Genomic DNA, 16,083 nt, shown 5'->3' with positions numbered 1-16,083 from the left:
TTTCCTTTATAAATTCATTACAAATTATTGACCGTTGTAATATTCTTGTAATATTAATAGATGTTCAGTATTATAATTTATACTACTTTACAAAAAAATTCAACTAAAAACCTATATCTACCACAAAAAATGTGTAAAAGTACATATAACCGTCACATTTTATGTTTCGATTGTTTTTGCATTTCTTCTTGTAATTTATATTTTATGCCTGTCTTTATTTGTTTTACAAATTGTGCATGTTTTTTCATATTTTTTTCAGCTTCTTCAATACTTAATGTCCTAAAGATTATTTTGGAACCTTGTTTTTTCTGTGCAAGTTTATCTATGTGATATGAGGCAATAGTCCCTAGTTGAGGGTAGCTTGATAATGATTGATGATCATTCAACATAATAACGAGTTGATTTTCTTCATTTAATAAAACTGTACCTTTTTTAACGCTTAAGAATGATTGATCGTTAATTTCTCTATTAACGATTGATTCTCCCTCTAACGTTAATCCTGTTCTATTAAAACGATTGGATACCTTATACACTCTATTTTCTAGATTTTTTATTTCATCTTGTTTGAAATGTGACATACCTTCTCCTGAAATAATATGGAAGATGTCCGTGAAATAATTTAAAGCAAGTGTATATTGGTCTATACCCCAATCTGCCGTTTTAGTTTCTTCTAAATTGGCGAATAGTTTCTTTTGTAATGGTGAATAATTTCTAAAAAGCTCTATTTCATCGCCTTGTTGCAATAAACGTCCTTTATGTCCACCCATTCCTAATCTAATACTAGTAGATTTTGAACCTAACCATTCATCAGCCACTATTCCCCCTGCTATTGCAAGATATACCCTAGTACCTTTATGAGCATCCTCAAAACTGAGTACTTCTCCTTTATTCATTAAATGAATTTTATACGGTAATATTTTCTTGTCATCACGATATGCAGGAAAATGTGCACCGGTAATTGCAATTAATGTTGGTTCTGTAAATTGTATACTCGGCATTTTAAAAGTCATTTCTAACAATGCTTCATCTTCATCATTACCTACTAACATATTTGCTAATCTATGATTAAGTTGATCAATGGAACCATTTTTCACGATACCAATATGTTGGAATTTTTGTCTACCTAAATCTTGAATTGAAGTGTATAGACCAGGTTCTCTCATAATTAGTGACATGGTTTATACCCTCCACTCTCAATTGTTTCTCTATCTACAACATTTAAAACAACATCGTCACCAAAGTTTAATTTACATTTACTTTCTTCTCTATCAAACATTTCAACTTCTGTCCAACCTATAACTGGCCAACTACCATTTGTATCTGTAGTCGTAATAAAAAGCTTATCTCTTTCAATACATAAAGATCCTTTAGGAATAAATTGTTTATAACCCGAATTTTTAGAATGCAATCTGTGGCTTAACCCCGATAAGTATGGACAGCCTGGTGTGTGGCCAATCATAGAAACAAAGTATGTTCTTGATTCTAAAACTTGTATTTGTTCTTCATCTGACAAATCAGTTAGACCGTCAAAATCAGGCCCATATATCCCGCCTACAACCACATCGATTTCAACAGCAGTCTTACGAACTTCTCTATCCTTTAAGTCTTCTTTCTTTTTCTTAATTATACCTTCTATTAATTCATGCATATAATTGAAAGGTTGAGAAATATCATGATTCATCATCATATTATATGGGTGATAAACAACCATTAAACTATTTTCACTTGGTATAACCTCATCGATAAATGGCATATTTTTGTTTAGTATGTCCATTCTAAATTCATTTATTTCGTGCGTTAATTGTCTAGAAGGTTCTCTATCACTCATAACAGTTAGAGCAGAATCACCTTTAGGATATATGCGCATATAAAGACACCTCATTCTGTTTCGCTATATCATGTACCATTACTTGCGATAAAACACATCTGTTAAGTCTATAAAAACAGACGTAATTTGATTAACAAATAAACCTACAAATAATATTGATATCGCAAATCCTATATATAGAAAAGCAAAACTCTTCTTATTATTGTTTCTTCTCAAATGTGTTAACACAATATTCTTCATGTAAAAAACAACTAAAATGATAATTATTAAATATAATAATGCTAAGAACATTTATTTTCACCCGTCCTTATAAGATGGTATCTATTTTACTATTTGTCATCATAGATTGCCATCAAAATTTTAAATCTATCTCTATCCATTCTCTCAAACTATTAATCATAAACAGTTTAATTTTACGATTTTTAATACCATCTAATAACATATCCTTATTTATAATTCGTTCTTTTATTATTTCATCTCTTAGTAAAGATTGTCTCATACATCCATTTAAAATTTGATTACTAAATGGTGGTGTGAAGTAATCACCATCTTCAAAAATAACGACATTTCCAATATCAAACTCGGTTATTTGATTTTCTTCATTATAATATAATACAACATTCGTTTCATGTGAGTGTTCAAAATGCTTTCGCGCAGTAGTCTTATTGATTGTATATAACGTCGGAACTTCTTTAGCAAGCATTAATTGTGCTGTAAATGGTTTATTAGTATTACTCAATTCATTTATTTCCACTTGAAAATCTCCTAAGCGGTCCAATTCAATCCTTAACTTATATGTACCATTTGAGTGATTTTCTAAAGCGGTATCCAGTACATCATCCCATTGATTACGGTTAAAAGGGATATTCAATTCAGCAGCGCTTTTTTCAATTCTTCGAGTATGTTCTTTACGCCTGCTTACTTTTCCATTTTCAATACGTATAGTTTCTATTAAATGAACATTTGGATTATCTAGTATTTTTGTTTTCATTTTAAATTCTTTTATTTCTGCGTGAGGATTTGAATCAATTGTTATACCCGCCCCAACACCGTAGATGGATTTATCTTTCTTGTTTTGTATTGTACGAATTGGAACATTAAAAATATTTCTGCCATCAGGTAACATTAAACCGATTGTTCCACAATAAACACCTCTCGGTAATGTTTCAAGTTCATGAATAATTTTCATAGTTGATTCTTTAGGAGCGCCAGTTATCGATCCACACGGGAATAAAGCTTGTAATATATGATATAGACTTTGATTAGAGGAAATTTCGCTATAAATCGTACTCGTCATTTGATATACGGTCTTATATTTCTCAATCATAAATAAATCGGTTGTTTTTACTGTACCTGTTTTAGAAATTTTACTTAAATCATTTCTTAATAAATCCACAATCATAACATTCTCAGCTTTATCTTTATTAGATTGATTAAGAACATCGAAATTAATTTTATCTTCTTCGTTATTTTGTCCTCTAGCAATTGTACCTTTCATTGGTTTCGTAACAATGCAATTATTTTTATTACGATATGGACCAGTTTGGAAGAATAGTTCGGGTGATACCGAAATAATGCTTTCATTATCGTTCTCGATATATGCTTGATAATCACCATTTGATTCATAAGTTAATAATTTAAAATAATGATAAGGTTTTTTTATACGGTTTCCTATTAAACGCGTCGTATAGTTCACTTGATAAGTGTTTCCTTTAATAATTTCATTATGTATGAAATGTATATTAGATTGTATCGTTTCTTCACTATCAACTGGGTGCCAATTTATATTTTTTAAAGATGTTTCATAAGCAGACTCATTTTCAAATTGATTAACAGGACTTTTATAAACTTGTAACGATCCGTAGTTTTCTTGATCATTATATACTTGCAATGCTTTATCGAAAGCTGGCGCACTTTCATAAGGTAAACTTAAGACTACATAATAACCACTACTCTGATAATACTCTGCTTTATTTATTAATTTTTCAACCTCTTCGATAGTATTAGCAACCATATAATAAATAGGTTTTTCAAACTTTAAATTTAATTTTTCTATATTATCTTTATCATTGATATATTTAAATTGTATATGTGCTTTCAACTTCAACACCTACCTTCGTAAGAAAATTTGCAATTTGCTCTTTGCCAAATTCGCTCAAAATAGATTCAGGATGATATTGAACCGCTTCAATTGGTAAGCTTTTGTGTCTTATTGCCATTGGAATATTCCCCTCAACCGTCCATGCTGAAATAATAAATTCATCTGGAATACAAGTATCATCTGCTATTAATGAATGATACCTCGTTACATTAAATGAAGACGGTAAGTTTTGGTATATTCCTTTACCATCATGTTTAATAGCAGCAACATGACCATGAATAGGCTTTTGACCGTTTACTATTTTTCCATTAAACGTAGCTATTAATAACTGAAACCCTAAGCAAACACCTAAAATAGGTATGTGTTTATGTATTTGATACAAATTTTCCATCAGCTTTGGATAATCGTTAGGGTGTCCCGGACCTGGTGAAACAATAACAGATTTAGGGTTTAAACTATTAAGCATATCTATATTGATATCTTCATTTTTATAAATTCTAATTTTTTCATTAATAGTAATAATTTTTAAATATTCGATAATGTTGTATGTAAAAGAATCATGGTTGTCTATCATAATAATCATAAAAATACCTTCACTTTGTTTATTATTTTCAGACCTATCATACCATATCATAAACTTGCTTTTACAATTTGATTGTATTATCATTTGTATATTCAATAAACTAAGAGGTTCCTAGCTCATACCCTCTATAAAAAACTAGACACTTCGTCTACCTTTTTTATAGAAGGCAGGCTTTTTTTATGCCTTTTTAAAGGAGAAAGATTATGTCAGAAACATTAAAAAATGATAAAGCACTTGTCGTTTTTAGCGGTGGTCAAGACAGTACGACATGTATGTTTTATGCGAAAGAAAATTTTAAAGAAGTAGAACTCCTTACTTTTCAATACGGACAAAGACATGATTTAGAAATAGAAGTAGCAGAAAATATTGCTAAAGAACAAGGTTTGAAACATCATATTCTGGACATGTCACTACTTTCACAATTATCTCCAAACGCTTTAACAGATCACAATATGGAAATCGAAAATAATGAAGATGGTATACCAAACACTTTCGTACCAGCTAGAAATTTATTATTCTTATCATTTGCTGGTGCACTTGCTTACCAAATCGGTGCTAAACATATCATCACTGGCGTTTGTGAAACAGACTTTAGCGGTTATCCAGATTGTAGAGATAGTTTTATTAAATCTATGAACTTATCTCTTAATTTATCAATGGACAAAGATTTTGTTATACATACACCTCTTATGTGGCTTAACAAACAAGAAACATGGGCGTTGAGTGATGAATTAGGTGCACTTGATTATGTTCGTGAACATACATTAACTTGTTATAACGGTGTTATAGCTGACGGATGTGGTGAATGTCCTGCATGCAAATTAAGAAATCAAGGTTTATCACAGTACCTTGAATTGAAAGGAAGTCTATAATGTTACAACAAATATACCCTAGCGTTCAGCATCCATATGCTTTTGAACTAAATAAAGACTTTAATTTTTCAAGCGCACATTACATTCCTTATGAAGAATCTGGAAAATGCCATAATGTTCATGGGCATACATATTTCATTAATTTAACAATCGCTGGTGATGAATTGGACAAAATGGGATTTTTAGTGAATTTCAGTGAATTAAAATCACTTATACACAAGAGATATGACCATCGTTTATTAAATGATTTCGAAGAGTTTAAAGACAACAGCCCTTCAACAGAGCAAGTTGCTCAAACAATATATAATATTGTACAAGAATCATTAGATAATCGTGATAATAAACCTAAATGTGTACAAGTCTTTGTTAGAGAGACACCAACAAGTTATGTCGTTTATCGTCCTGTGAAACAGGGTGAAAATAATGCCTAAAATTCCTGTACTTGAAATATTTGGTCCGACTATACAAGGAGAAGGCTCGGTTATTGGAAGAAAAACCATGTTTGTTAGAACAAGTGGTTGTGATTATAGATGTAGTTGGTGTGATTCAAGCTTTACTTGGGATGGTTCTGCTAAAGACGATATTCGACTACTAGAACCTGAACAAATCCTTTCAGAACTAGATCAACTTGCTCCTAATCAATATCAACATGTCACTATTTCTGGTGGTAATCCAGCTTTAATTAAAAATATCGGCCCTCTTGTTGAAGCATTTAAAGAAAGAAAGATTCAAACTGCGCTAGAAACACAAGGTTCTAAATTTCAAGAATGGATGGTGGATATAGACGACTTAACAATCAGTCCTAAACCACCAAGCTCTGGTATGAAACCAAGTCTACCTATTTTGGATGACGTGATTTCAAAATGTACTAAAGAGAGTTTATCTTTAAAAGTTGTCATATTCGATGATGAAGATTATAAATTTGCTAAAGATATTCACGCTCGATACCCAGACATTCCGTTTTATTTACAAGTTGGAAACCCTTATTTAGATGATAGTGTTTCAAATCACACAGAGAAATTACTAAGTAAATACGAAGAACTTATAGATAAAGTCATGAACGATACACTAAACGATATATATGTATTGCCACAATTGCATACATTACTATGGAGCAATAAAAAAGGCGTATAGCCAGAAGTCTCCAACCCTAGTCATCCTTGCCGGGGTGGGACTACGAAATCTATTTATTAAAATGAGATTTCTGTCCCACCCCCTCTTTTTTATTAGATCCAATCAGTTTATAAATCCCATAAATTGCGACACCCACTATAATATATAACCACCAAGGTATGTATACTTTAGTCATATCTCCAAATGCTATATTTGGTCCTATAATTATAATAGCTGGTATTATCCCTACTATAATTCCACCATATAAGCTTTCTTTTAACATTTTATACTTAGATTTATCAAAAATATATTTTTGAATAATACGAAATAAAGCTTTTACGATAAAGAATCCCGCAATAGGTACTATTATTAACATTGATATTAGCGATAATAGTGATGTTTTATAATCTGCAAAAATACCCGCTATTCCTGAGGTTATGAAGTATATACTATAGAAATAAACCATTCCCATCACAACCATATTCATAATCGCTTTGTTAGATTCATTAGGTAATTCCTCTAAAATTTCATCTGCATGACCTTTCACGTCATGACCAAAGAATTCAATAGCTGATCTACCGTTAGATGTCGCTTCTAGTAAGTGATCTAATACATCATTTAATATTACTTCTGTCTCATGTTCACTTACTCTTAAATCTGTTCGCACATATAATAAAAAATCTTCATAAACTTCTAAATCTTCTTCATTTAATTGTTCACGCTTTTTATTGTTCAAATCAATCAGTTGTTTTGTTGTTTGCGTCATAATCTACACTCCTCGTTAATAGTTCATCGATTGGCCCTTTAATTTTATTCCATTCTCCTGTAACAATTTCTAGTTCTTCTTTACCTTTTTCTGTAATGAAATAATATTTTCTCTTTGGTCCTTGCTCGCTCGGTTTAACTTCACTATAAATAAATTCCTTATTTAATAACCTTAAAAGAATGGGATAAATCGTTCCTTCAGAGACTTCTGCGAATTGAAAATCATTCAATTTCTTAGATAATTCATAACCATACACAGGTTGTGATTGGATGATTGATAATATACATGCGTCTAATAGACCTTTTCTCATTTGTGTTCGAATTGACATGTTTATAACCTCTAATCTTTTATAGCTATTTTGTATTACAAAGTAGCGTAAATTTATCTTATTATAATTTTCATATTTTTGTCAAATCGTAATTGAATTTTAATTGTCATACTATATTTCGTGATTAAATGAATAGAAATTGATATAATTCGAAGATGAGACTATTTTAAGGCAGGAGACAGACATGGCAATCCTAGTTATGATTAATATCATTCTCTGTATCGTCTTAATGTCATATAACTTTGTAGTAATGAATAAGAAACAGCACATCGATCATTATGCTATTTCTATAACAATTGCTTTGAATGGATTAGTATCTTTTATAATCATTAAAGAAATCAATTTCATCACGATTGCTGTAACAGCTATGTTACTTATATGGGCATTTTTACATACATGGATTCAGATTAGATACGTACCAAATTATATTCAAAATCAATTTTTCGTTCTTTATATAATAATTATTATTTTTAGTATGTCTTTAAATATTGTATTTTTAGACAGTGACGAATCAATTTATCAATCACTACCTTACTTTGGCGTGAGTTTATTTATCTTCGGTCAAATAATTGCTTATCTTTCGTTATTCACCGAACCAACTGAATTAAATGGAAGACGTCTTGCGAAGACTTACCAAAAAGGTATATATAAATACTTTATTCATCCAAGATTAGTAGGTGAAATCGTTACAATCGTTTCATATATATGTATGATAGTTCTAACGCCTCATTGGTTTTTACTCGTTCCTGTATTTCTTATTTATATTTTCTTTATTTTATGGCAAAAACTATTCAAAACAACGAACTATGTTTCAGCTGAAAATTAATGGGTAAATATAGAAAGTAAACAAGAAACATATAAGGAGGCACATACTATGTTGAGTTTTATAGTTATGTTAATCGTAGGCGGTTTAATCGGTTGGCTAGCCGGAGCAATTTTAGGTAAAGATATCCCAGGTGGTATCATTGGTAACATCATAGCTGGTCTAATTGGTTCAGCTATCGGTGGTAAAATTTTAGGAGAAATAGGCCCAGTATGGGGCGGCGTAGCAATTATTCCAGCTCTTATTGGCTCTATCTTATTAATCTTAGTATTATCATTTATCTTAAAAGCGGTTAGAAAATAATTGAAATTCTGAAATAAAGAAAAAATAAAAAACCACTGTGCTATTAGATTTGTCTAATGGCACAGTGATTTTTTATTTTATGCTCACAATATATCTTAATGTAAATATATAGAGCCCATGATTAGTACAAACACTGAATTAGCTATTTCAATCATCCCCACTTGCATAATTTTAATTTTGCGTCCGTAAAGAACAATAGCTCTTACTAAACTTGGTATATACATAACCATGATAATTGGATGTATTAATAATCCAATTAATACAATAAACGCATGATAAAGCCATGAGCTCCATTTATACTTTTGAGATTTTTTCTCTCTAATCATTGTCTTAACATATAAAATGGTACCAAAGAAATATAGAAAACTAATAATAAAGACAGTAAACCATTTGTTTACATCTAATAATGATTGATTTAACAACGTACTAATTATACCAAATAGACAAAATATTATTACAGCTATTAAATCATTTGTAAATGCTCTTTCGTTTTTCTTTTTAGCAAAATAAGCATTAACTAGTGACAATGGTATCATAAGTAAAAATATGTAAAATGTTTCAGGTCGTAAAATCACGATAGGAATAAACGAAATAAGTACAACAATAAAGAAAATGCCCGCTGTATACAAATACCCTTTCTGCTTTTTCCTCTTTTTTAAATAGAAAAATACTTGATCACTCATAAAATAAACTGCTAAAACACCTAAATATAGTAGTAAATGTAAAAACGAGAATCCTCCAACAGCAATACCAAAAGCAATTGGAAGTACAATCATTGACCATACACCGTGTTGATTAGGTTTTTTAAATTTAAACATAAAAACACCTCCACATATTCATTCTACTAAAAGATATATATAAAATACATCTTATTTCAAACAAATTTGTGAAGGTTAATTTATTACATATCGCCTATTTTTACTTCGTCTGGATCTCTAAATTGTCTTTCATTAATATTCAAATCGTCTATTTTTTGAATGTCTTGAGCATTTAATTCAAAATCAAAGACATCAAAATTCTCTTTTATTCTATTATTATTTTGGGATTTTGGTATAACAAGTCTACCTTGTTGTAAATGCCATTTAATAATAACTTGAGCAACGGTTTTATCGTACTGTTGGGCAATACTTTTCAGTGTTTCATTGTTTAACCATTCTCCGCCTCTCATAAGTGGACTCCAAGCCATAACTTTTATACCTTTACTTTCGCAATAAGCTTGCAATGCATCTTGATTGAATAAAGGGTGAAACTCAATTTGATTAACAGCTGGCACTATTTCTGTTTCTGCTAACAAAGCATCTAAATGATGTTCTTTAAAATTACATACACCAATAGCTTTAATTTTGCCATCTTTATATAGTTGTTCTAATGCTTTATAAGTTTCTATAAATAATTCATCTTCTGGACATGGCCAATGAATTAAATACATATCTAAATATGTTAAATCTAAACTTTCCATTGATTGTTCAAATGCTTTTATTGTTCTATCATATCCTTGAAAATCATTCCACAGCTTTGTTGTAATAAATAATTCTTCACGTGGTACATTTAAATTTTTCAATGCTTTTCCTAACGCTTTTTCATTCTTATAGAACCAAGCTGTATCTATTGCACGGTATCCTGCATCTACTGCCGTTTGAACTACCCTTTCAACATCTTGATCTTCTATTTTGTAAATGCCTAATCCTAATTCTGGAATCTCTACATTGTTATTTAACTTGACCATTTTAAAATCCCCTTTATTTAGATTTCATACGCTCTCTTTTCGGCTCATATGAAAGTGTTTGAGTAAGTGTATTAAATTCCTCAGCTGTTAAATCTCGCCACTCTCCATATTTGATACCATCTAACTTAATGTTCATTATACGTATACGTTTTAACTTCTTAACATTATAGCCTAATGTTTCACACATTCTTCTAATTTGACGATTTAAACCTTGCGTTAAAATAATTTTAAAAGTTTTATCATTGAGTTGTTCTAATTTCGCCGGCAATGTCTTTTGATTTAATATAACAACACCATTAGACATATTTTTAATAAATTCTTTCGTGATAGGTTTATCAACTGTCACGACATATTCTTTTTCATGATGGTTTTCACTACGCAATATTTCATTTACAATATCGCCATCACTAGTAAGTAACAATAAGCCTTCTGAATCTTTATCTAATCTACCAATATGAAATATTCTTTCTGGGTGGTTCACATAATCTACTACATTGCCTTTAATATGCTTTTCTGTAGTTGAAGTAATGCCTCTCGGTTTATTCAAAGCAATATATACATAACCTTTATCAATCGTTATAACTTTATTATCAACTTTTACGACATCAGAATCTTCCACTTGTGAGCCTAAAGTTGCTAACTCATCATTTATCCTTACACGTTTATCATCTATCCATTTATCTGCTCCACGACGTGAACAGACACCAGCTTCACTTAAAAATTTATTAATTCTCATACCTATGGTTCCTCTCTTAATCCATCTTATATTATTATTCTACACGAAGAAAAAGATTAAAGAAAATAGAATACAAAAAAGAGTCTGGAACAGTTAATTATGTCCCAGACTCTTTTAAAAATTATTTTATTATATTATCGTAAGTCTTACTGTTAATAAAGAAGCGATCAAATATAAAAGTACCAAAAGGAATAAATGCTGAAATTAAAGCTACTATTGGCCATTTTATATGAATGCGCACTATGGTCGTCATTATTAAAATCATAATGAGATATAAAGAAAATAAAACGCCATGTAACATACCTATAACAGAGACTACAGTTGGAATATCTAACATATATTTAATTGGCATCGCTATTAATATTAATAATAACAACGAACCGCCTTCTAAATAGCCTGTAAATCTAAAAAGTGATGTTAAAGTTGTTTTATTCACGTCTTAATCCTCGTCTTCTTCATCTTCGTCAAAGAGATTTTTTCTTTCTTTTATAAATTCTTTATGGAGTGCTACAGTTCTAATTTGATGATTTTCTACATCTATGACAACCCATTTGTCATATTCTGTATCGACATAGTCATCTTTCTCTATTTCAGGATTGTGAGCTTGTAGCCAACCACCAATTGTATCTATATCATCTGAATCTTCAAAATCAATTCCAAATTTGTCTTCTAATTCAGAAAGTGTGACACGCCCATTTATTTGGTAAGTATCTTCACCAGTTTTGATAATATCATTTATTTCATCGTCATCGAATTCATCTCTAATTTCTCCGACAATCTCTTCTAGTATATCTTCCATTGTAATAATACCAGCAGTACCACCATATTCATCTATAACTAATGCCATATGAACATGATCTTTTTGCATTTTCACTAATGCATCACTGATTCTTGTAACTTCATGAATCAGTGGTAAATTATGAATGTAGGCATTAATTTTAATTTTGTTGCCTGAAGCATACTCTGTTAAAAATTCTTTTACATTGATAAAGCCTTTTATGTGGTCTTTATCGCCGTCTTCAGAAATTGGATAACGTGTATAATGATGTTCATTAATAATTTCGAGCAGTTCTTCAATATTAAATGGTTCAGTTAATGTAACCATTTGTGTTCTAGGTACCATGATATCTTTTGCTAATCTTTCGTCGAATGAGAAAATATTTTGCATATAAGCTAATTCTGTATGGTTAATTTCACCACTTTGATAGCTTTGAGTCATGATAAGCTTTAATTCTTCTTCAGACATTGCTTGTTCTTCATTTGTAGGTTGAATACCAATAGTACGTACAAGTATTCTAGCTGTTCCGTTCATAGACCAAATTAATGGTTTCATAACGATACCGAAATAATAAAGCGGTCTAGCAAAAAATAATGATAGTTTTTCCGCTTGTTGAATAGCAACAGTCTTAGGTGCAAGTTCACCAACTACTACGTGAATAAATGTAACAATTAGAAAACTGATAACGATAGAAAATGTAGTAGTAAGTGCATCTGGTAAATTAAAGAAGTCTAATGCAGGATGTATAAGAACTTCAAATGTTGGTTCACCAATCCAACCTAATCCTAGTGAAGTCACAGTAATACCAAGCTGACAAGCAGATAAATAGTAATCCAATTCTTTTACCATTTTATATACAATTTTAGCAGACTTACTTCCTTCAGATATAAGTTGTTCTATTCTCGTCATACGTATTTTAACAAGCGCGAATTCAGAACCTACGAATACCATTGTAAATGCAATTAATATAAAGAATACAATAAAGTTTATTATGGTCGAAATTTCCAATTAGTTCCCTATTTCTAGGGATTCACCTCCAAATATTTTGCGGTGACGCTTGGGCCACCTTTTTAGTTCTATTTTTAAAGAAAACATGCTTGAATTTAAGTGTAAAACTAAATCCTCCCCATTTTGCGTCACCTCTCCCGACTATAGCATATTGAGTTAAGTCTAACACATTTTACTACTAATTAAAATGAATAAGAAGAAATGTATGCATATATTATTTTACGCATACATTTTCCATTAAAAAGATAGTTCGTTGTGTTTCATTATAAACTGTGAACTAATTTTATTAAATTCTTCTGGCTTATCTATATTGCATACATGCCCTGCTTGTTCGATAACTTCTAAATAAAAGTTCTCATAGTCTTTTACTAACCGTTCTACAGGTGGCATAAACAAATAATCTTCATCTCCCATAATAAATAAAGTCGGGATATTCTTTGTAGCCACTTGCAAATGCGCTAAGTATGGATTCACTAATTTGGTTAGCTTAACCCATTTTATAAATTGTTTTTGTGAAACTTTTTTAGCTTCGTTTATAAACCTCAATCGAGATTCTTCATGTTCTTTTCTAGGCATAATGATATAAGCAAATAATTTATAAAGTAACATATAAGGCACAAAGTTCATAATAGTCCTACCAATAGCTAATAAGAATTTAGTTCTTAAATTAACATTAATAATTGCGCCACCTAAAACTAACGTTGTAATTCTTTCAGGATACGAATCTGCCATTGTTTGCCCAACAATTGTGCCTAAACTCATCCCAATAATATGCGTCTTTTTAATTTTTAAGTGATCGAGTACGTCTATGACTTCTTTAGCTAAATGTTCAAATGAATCATTTTTCTTCCATTCTTTATTTGCAGATTTGCCGTGACCTCTTAAATCAACAAGTAAAACATTAAAGTGCTTTCTATAATATCTCATTTGTTTAAACCAAATAGAAGAGCTACCTCCAGCCCCGTGTAACAAGGTAACCCATTCTGCTTCTTCAGATTTTATAATCGTCTTATAATATAACATGTTTTACATCTTTCCTCTTAATTTCCATATTATGAAATCTTACAATATTTTTATTCATCATATAAAATTTTATCAATGATTTCAATAAAAAACCGACAACGTAATTTTACAATGTCGGTTTTTTTATATAAATTTTTAATTTTTTATTCTATTTCTTCAGCTATATCAATTTGATCTTGTGTTAATTTAGGTTTAAGTAATCCGTATATAATAGCACTTACTAAAGCACCTATTATTACTGCTAATAAAGTTTGTAATACATGACCAAAGTCTGTAGCTAATATTACAAATATACCACCATGTGGTGCTTGAATGCTAGAACCTAAACCTAAAGCTATCGCACCACCAATTCCTGAACCTACCATCATTGATGGAATGACACGTAGTGGATCCGCTGCTGCAAACGGGATGGCACCTTCTGTTATAAAGGAAAGTCCCATAACATAGTTTGGTAAAATAGAACCTTTTTGAGTTTTTGTAAATTTATTTTTGAACAGTAACATTGCTGTAGCAATTGCGATTGGAGGTATCATACCACCGACCATTGCTGCTGTAATAGCTGCTGCGTTACCTTCTGTTAATGCTGCTGTAGCAAATACATATGCAGCTTTATTGAATGGACCACCCATGTCAATTGCCATCATAGCACCGATTACTAAACCTAGTAATACAATATTCGAACCTGATAAATCATTTAATCCATTTAATAATAAATTATTTAACCACGCTGTAGGTGGGTTAATCACATAAACCATTAGTAAACCAGTAATGGAAACTGAGAGAATTGGATATATTAATGTCGGTTTCAAACCTTCAAACATTTGAGGTAAGTTTTTAGAAACATATTTAATACCTTCAGTTAAATAACCCGCTAAGAAACCTGCTATAATACCACCTAGGAATCCTGAACCACCTGCCACTGCTAACATACCACCGACAAGACCAGACGCGAAACCTGGTTTATCTGCAATACTACGTGCAATGAAACCAGCTAAGATTGGTACAATTAGTTTAAAGGCACTTTCACTACCAATTTGCCATAAGTTTGCTGCAAATTCATTATATTGTGAACTTTTAGCATCAAATGAGTTTTCTCCAAATAAGAACACGATTGCCATTAAGATACCACCAGATATAACAAGTGGTAACATATTTGAAACACCGTTCATTAAATGTTTATAAATTGTTTTAGATACACTTTGTTTTTCATTTGAAGTTGATGAGCTTTGTTTGCCACCTTTAGCTACAAATGGTTTACGACTAGTATCTTGAGCCATATTGATTAATTCTTCTGGTCTTTTTATACCATCTGCTACAGGTACTTGCACAACATTTTTACCATCGAAACGGTCAGTTTCAACATGTACGTCTGCAGCGACAATGATTCCTGTTGCTTTTTCAATATCTTCATCAGTTAGATGGTTTTTAATTCCGCCTGAACCATTTGTTTCTACTTTAATTGGTACACCCATTTTTTTAGCCTGATTTTTCAATGAGTCAGCTGCCATATAAGTATGCGCGATACCTGTTGGACAAGCTGTAACTGCTAAAATTAATCCTTCTTCTTCAACGTTTTCAGATTGAATCGGAGTTGCTTCTGATACCTCGTTAGACTCATCATCTGTCGCTTCATCATCATGTTTGTTAATAATGTTTAAAATTTCTTCTTCACTATTAGCTTGTAACAGTTCTTCTCGTACTGCTTCATCCATTAAAATACCCGAAAGTTTAGCTAACGCATCCAAGTGAGTTTGAGCTCCGCCAGCCGGTGCAGCAATCATAAAGAATAAATGCGCTGGTTGCATATCTAACGATTGATAATCAACGCCTTCAATCGATTTACCAAATGCAATTGCTGCTGATTGAACAGCATCTGTTTTAGCATGTGGTATAGCAATACCTTCACCAATTCCAGTTGTGCTTTGTGACTCTCTTGTATGAATTGCTTCTTTAAATGTTTTTTCATCACTTAATTTACCAGCTTTATCTAATTGAGATACAAGTTCATCTATTACTTGATCTTTAGTCGTTGCTGATAAATCCATTGCTATTGTTTCCTTAGTTAAGAGTTCTGTAATCCTCATAATATTAACCT

18 protein-coding genes are annotated in these 16,083 nt (G+C 31.0%); 5 read left to right on the top strand and 13 right to left on the bottom strand.

Features of this window, described 5'->3' with window-relative positions; genetic code table 11:
• Positions 1 to 152: 152 nt before the first annotated feature.
• From LQ615_RS00810 to LQ615_RS00795, 4 genes are all read right to left on the bottom strand, one after another.
• Positions 153 to 1,175, bottom strand: coding sequence for a 5-oxoprolinase subunit C family protein (locus tag LQ615_RS00810; RefSeq protein ID WP_103268631.1), 1,023 nt, complete (start codon positions 1,173 to 1,175; stop codon positions 153 to 155).
• Positions 1,166 to 1,867, bottom strand: a complete 702-nt coding sequence (locus tag LQ615_RS00805) for a carboxyltransferase domain-containing protein (RefSeq protein ID WP_017000379.1) — start codon at positions 1,865 to 1,867, stop codon at positions 1,166 to 1,168. The genes LQ615_RS00810 and LQ615_RS00805 overlap by 10 nt, the downstream gene beginning before the upstream one ends.
• A gap of 313 nt (positions 1,868 to 2,180) precedes the next feature.
• Entirely contained in the window at positions 2,181 to 3,938 is a 1,758-nt protein-coding gene (locus tag LQ615_RS00800; protein WP_239703967.1) for a bifunctional chorismate-binding protein/class IV aminotransferase, read from the bottom strand.
• Positions 3,907 to 4,512 carry an anthranilate synthase component II gene (locus tag LQ615_RS00795; protein WP_167543713.1) on the bottom strand — a complete coding sequence of 202 codons (606 nt, stop codon included), beginning with the start codon at positions 4,510 to 4,512 and terminating at the stop codon, positions 3,907 to 3,909. The genes LQ615_RS00800 and LQ615_RS00795 overlap by 32 nt, the downstream gene beginning before the upstream one ends.
• Positions 4,513 to 4,715: 203 nt before the next feature.
• Here LQ615_RS00795 and queC point away from each other — a divergent pair, with 203 nt between their 5' ends.
• Genes queC through queE form a run of 3 tightly spaced genes read left to right on the top strand, consistent with a single transcriptional unit; the run spans position 4,716 to position 6,518 of the window.
• Complete coding sequence (gene queC, locus LQ615_RS00790; RefSeq protein WP_239703966.1) at positions 4,716 to 5,384, top strand: 7-cyano-7-deazaguanine synthase QueC; 669 nt, start codon at positions 4,716 to 4,718, stop codon at positions 5,382 to 5,384.
• The gene (queD, locus tag LQ615_RS00785) at positions 5,384 to 5,815 is read left to right on the top strand and encodes a 6-carboxytetrahydropterin synthase QueD (protein WP_103268635.1); all 432 of its coding nucleotides are present in this window, start codon (positions 5,384 to 5,386) and stop codon (positions 5,813 to 5,815) included. The genes queC and queD overlap by 1 nt, the downstream gene beginning before the upstream one ends.
• Positions 5,808 to 6,518 carry a 7-carboxy-7-deazaguanine synthase QueE gene (queE, locus tag LQ615_RS00780; protein ID WP_103268636.1) on the top strand — a complete coding sequence of 237 codons (711 nt, stop codon included), beginning with the start codon at positions 5,808 to 5,810 and terminating at the stop codon, positions 6,516 to 6,518. The genes queD and queE overlap by 8 nt, the downstream gene beginning before the upstream one ends.
• 49 nt (positions 6,519 to 6,567) lie before the next feature.
• Here the strand turns inward: queE and LQ615_RS00775 are convergent, their stop codons facing one another.
• Positions 6,568 to 7,263, bottom strand: coding sequence for a DUF1129 family protein (locus LQ615_RS00775; protein WP_147641093.1), 696 nt, complete (start codon positions 7,261 to 7,263; stop codon positions 6,568 to 6,570).
• The gene (locus LQ615_RS00770; protein ID WP_064204687.1) at positions 7,235 to 7,591 is read right to left on the bottom strand and encodes a PadR family transcriptional regulator; all 357 of its coding nucleotides are present in this window, start codon (positions 7,589 to 7,591) and stop codon (positions 7,235 to 7,237) included. Before LQ615_RS00770 ends, LQ615_RS00775 begins: the two co-directional genes overlap by 29 nt.
• A 184-nt stretch (positions 7,592 to 7,775) precedes the next feature.
• Between LQ615_RS00770 and LQ615_RS00765 the strand changes: the two genes are divergently transcribed.
• Together LQ615_RS00765 and LQ615_RS00760 are read left to right on the top strand one after the other, a co-directional pair.
• Positions 7,776 to 8,417: a hypothetical protein gene (locus LQ615_RS00765; RefSeq protein ID WP_017001200.1), complete on the top strand. Its 642-nt coding sequence runs from the start codon at positions 7,776 to 7,778 to the stop codon at positions 8,415 to 8,417.
• 51 nt (positions 8,418 to 8,468) lie between these two features.
• On the top strand, positions 8,469 to 8,717 hold the full coding sequence (locus tag LQ615_RS00760) for a GlsB/YeaQ/YmgE family stress response membrane protein (protein ID WP_026023751.1): 249 nt from the start codon (positions 8,469 to 8,471) through the stop codon (positions 8,715 to 8,717).
• 95 nt (positions 8,718 to 8,812) lie between these two features.
• Here the strand turns inward: LQ615_RS00760 and LQ615_RS00755 are convergent, their stop codons facing one another.
• The 7 genes from LQ615_RS00755 to LQ615_RS00725 form a co-directional block, all read right to left on the bottom strand.
• Positions 8,813 to 9,535: a YwiC-like family protein gene (locus tag LQ615_RS00755; protein WP_064210855.1), complete on the bottom strand. Its 723-nt coding sequence runs from the start codon at positions 9,533 to 9,535 to the stop codon at positions 8,813 to 8,815.
• Between the two features lie 83 nt (positions 9,536 to 9,618).
• The gene (locus LQ615_RS00750; protein ID WP_103268639.1) at positions 9,619 to 10,443 is read right to left on the bottom strand and encodes an aldo/keto reductase; all 825 of its coding nucleotides are present in this window, start codon (positions 10,441 to 10,443) and stop codon (positions 9,619 to 9,621) included.
• Between the two features lie 13 nt (positions 10,444 to 10,456).
• Positions 10,457 to 11,179, bottom strand: a complete 723-nt coding sequence (locus LQ615_RS00745; protein WP_239703965.1) for a pseudouridine synthase — start codon at positions 11,177 to 11,179, stop codon at positions 10,457 to 10,459.
• Between the two features lie 121 nt (positions 11,180 to 11,300).
• Positions 11,301 to 11,615 (bottom strand): DUF3817 domain-containing protein, encoded by a 315-nt coding sequence (locus LQ615_RS00740; protein ID WP_017000968.1) that lies wholly within the window; start codon positions 11,613 to 11,615, stop codon positions 11,301 to 11,303.
• A gap of 3 nt (positions 11,616 to 11,618) precedes the next feature.
• Entirely contained in the window at positions 11,619 to 12,965 is a 1,347-nt protein-coding gene (locus tag LQ615_RS00735; RefSeq protein WP_017000969.1) for a hemolysin family protein, read from the bottom strand.
• Between the two features lie 237 nt (positions 12,966 to 13,202).
• Positions 13,203 to 13,988 (bottom strand): alpha/beta fold hydrolase, encoded by a 786-nt coding sequence (locus tag LQ615_RS00730; protein ID WP_017000971.1) that lies wholly within the window; start codon positions 13,986 to 13,988, stop codon positions 13,203 to 13,205.
• A gap of 143 nt (positions 13,989 to 14,131) precedes the next feature.
• Positions 14,132 to 16,072, bottom strand: coding sequence for a PTS fructose transporter subunit IIABC (locus LQ615_RS00725; RefSeq protein ID WP_239703964.1), 1,941 nt, complete (start codon positions 16,070 to 16,072; stop codon positions 14,132 to 14,134).
• Between the last annotated feature and the right edge of the window lie 11 nt (positions 16,073 to 16,083).

Source organism: Mammaliicoccus sp. C-M13, from assembly GCF_022386845.1.
GTDB classification, from domain to species: Bacteria; Bacillota; Bacilli; order Staphylococcales; family Staphylococcaceae; genus Mammaliicoccus; species Mammaliicoccus lentus.
The sequence above is the reverse complement of the archived record's forward strand: the minus strand, read 5'-3'. Positions and strand labels throughout refer to the sequence as shown.

What these genes read in the sequence shown, in the direction of transcription:
- LQ615_RS00805 (WP_017000379.1), bottom strand. Translation starts at nt 1,867, where the DNA reads ATGCGCATATATCCTAAAGGTGATTCTGCTCTAACTGTTATGAGTGAT.
- LQ615_RS00730 (WP_017000971.1), bottom strand. Translation starts at nt 13,988, where the DNA reads ATGTTATATTATAAGACGATTATAAAATCTGAAGAAGCAGAATGGGTT.
- LQ615_RS00795 (WP_167543713.1), bottom strand. Translation starts at nt 4,512, where the DNA reads ATGATTATTATGATAGACAACCATGATTCTTTTACATACAACATTATC.
- queC (WP_239703966.1), top strand. Translation starts at nt 4,716, where the DNA reads ATGTCAGAAACATTAAAAAATGATAAAGCACTTGTCGTTTTTAGCGGT.
- queD (WP_103268635.1), top strand. Translation starts at nt 5,384, where the DNA reads ATGTTACAACAAATATACCCTAGCGTTCAGCATCCATATGCTTTTGAA.
- LQ615_RS00745 (WP_239703965.1), bottom strand. Translation starts at nt 11,179, where the DNA reads ATGAGAATTAATAAATTTTTAAGTGAAGCTGGTGTCTGTTCACGTCGT.
- LQ615_RS00755 (WP_064210855.1), bottom strand. Translation starts at nt 9,535, where the DNA reads ATGTTTAAATTTAAAAAACCTAATCAACACGGTGTATGGTCAATGATT.
- LQ615_RS00765 (WP_017001200.1), top strand. Translation starts at nt 7,776, where the DNA reads ATGGCAATCCTAGTTATGATTAATATCATTCTCTGTATCGTCTTAATG.
- LQ615_RS00725 (WP_239703964.1), bottom strand. Translation starts at nt 16,072, where the DNA reads ATGAGGATTACAGAACTCTTAACTAAGGAAACAATAGCAATGGATTTA.
- queE (WP_103268636.1), top strand. Translation starts at nt 5,808, where the DNA reads ATGCCTAAAATTCCTGTACTTGAAATATTTGGTCCGACTATACAAGGA.
- LQ615_RS00775 (WP_147641093.1), bottom strand. Translation starts at nt 7,263, where the DNA reads ATGACGCAAACAACAAAACAACTGATTGATTTGAACAATAAAAAGCGT.
- LQ615_RS00810 (WP_103268631.1), bottom strand. Translation starts at nt 1,175, where the DNA reads ATGTCACTAATTATGAGAGAACCTGGTCTATACACTTCAATTCAAGAT.
- LQ615_RS00770 (WP_064204687.1), bottom strand. Translation starts at nt 7,591, where the DNA reads ATGTCAATTCGAACACAAATGAGAAAAGGTCTATTAGACGCATGTATA.
- LQ615_RS00750 (WP_103268639.1), bottom strand. Translation starts at nt 10,443, where the DNA reads ATGGTCAAGTTAAATAACAATGTAGAGATTCCAGAATTAGGATTAGGC.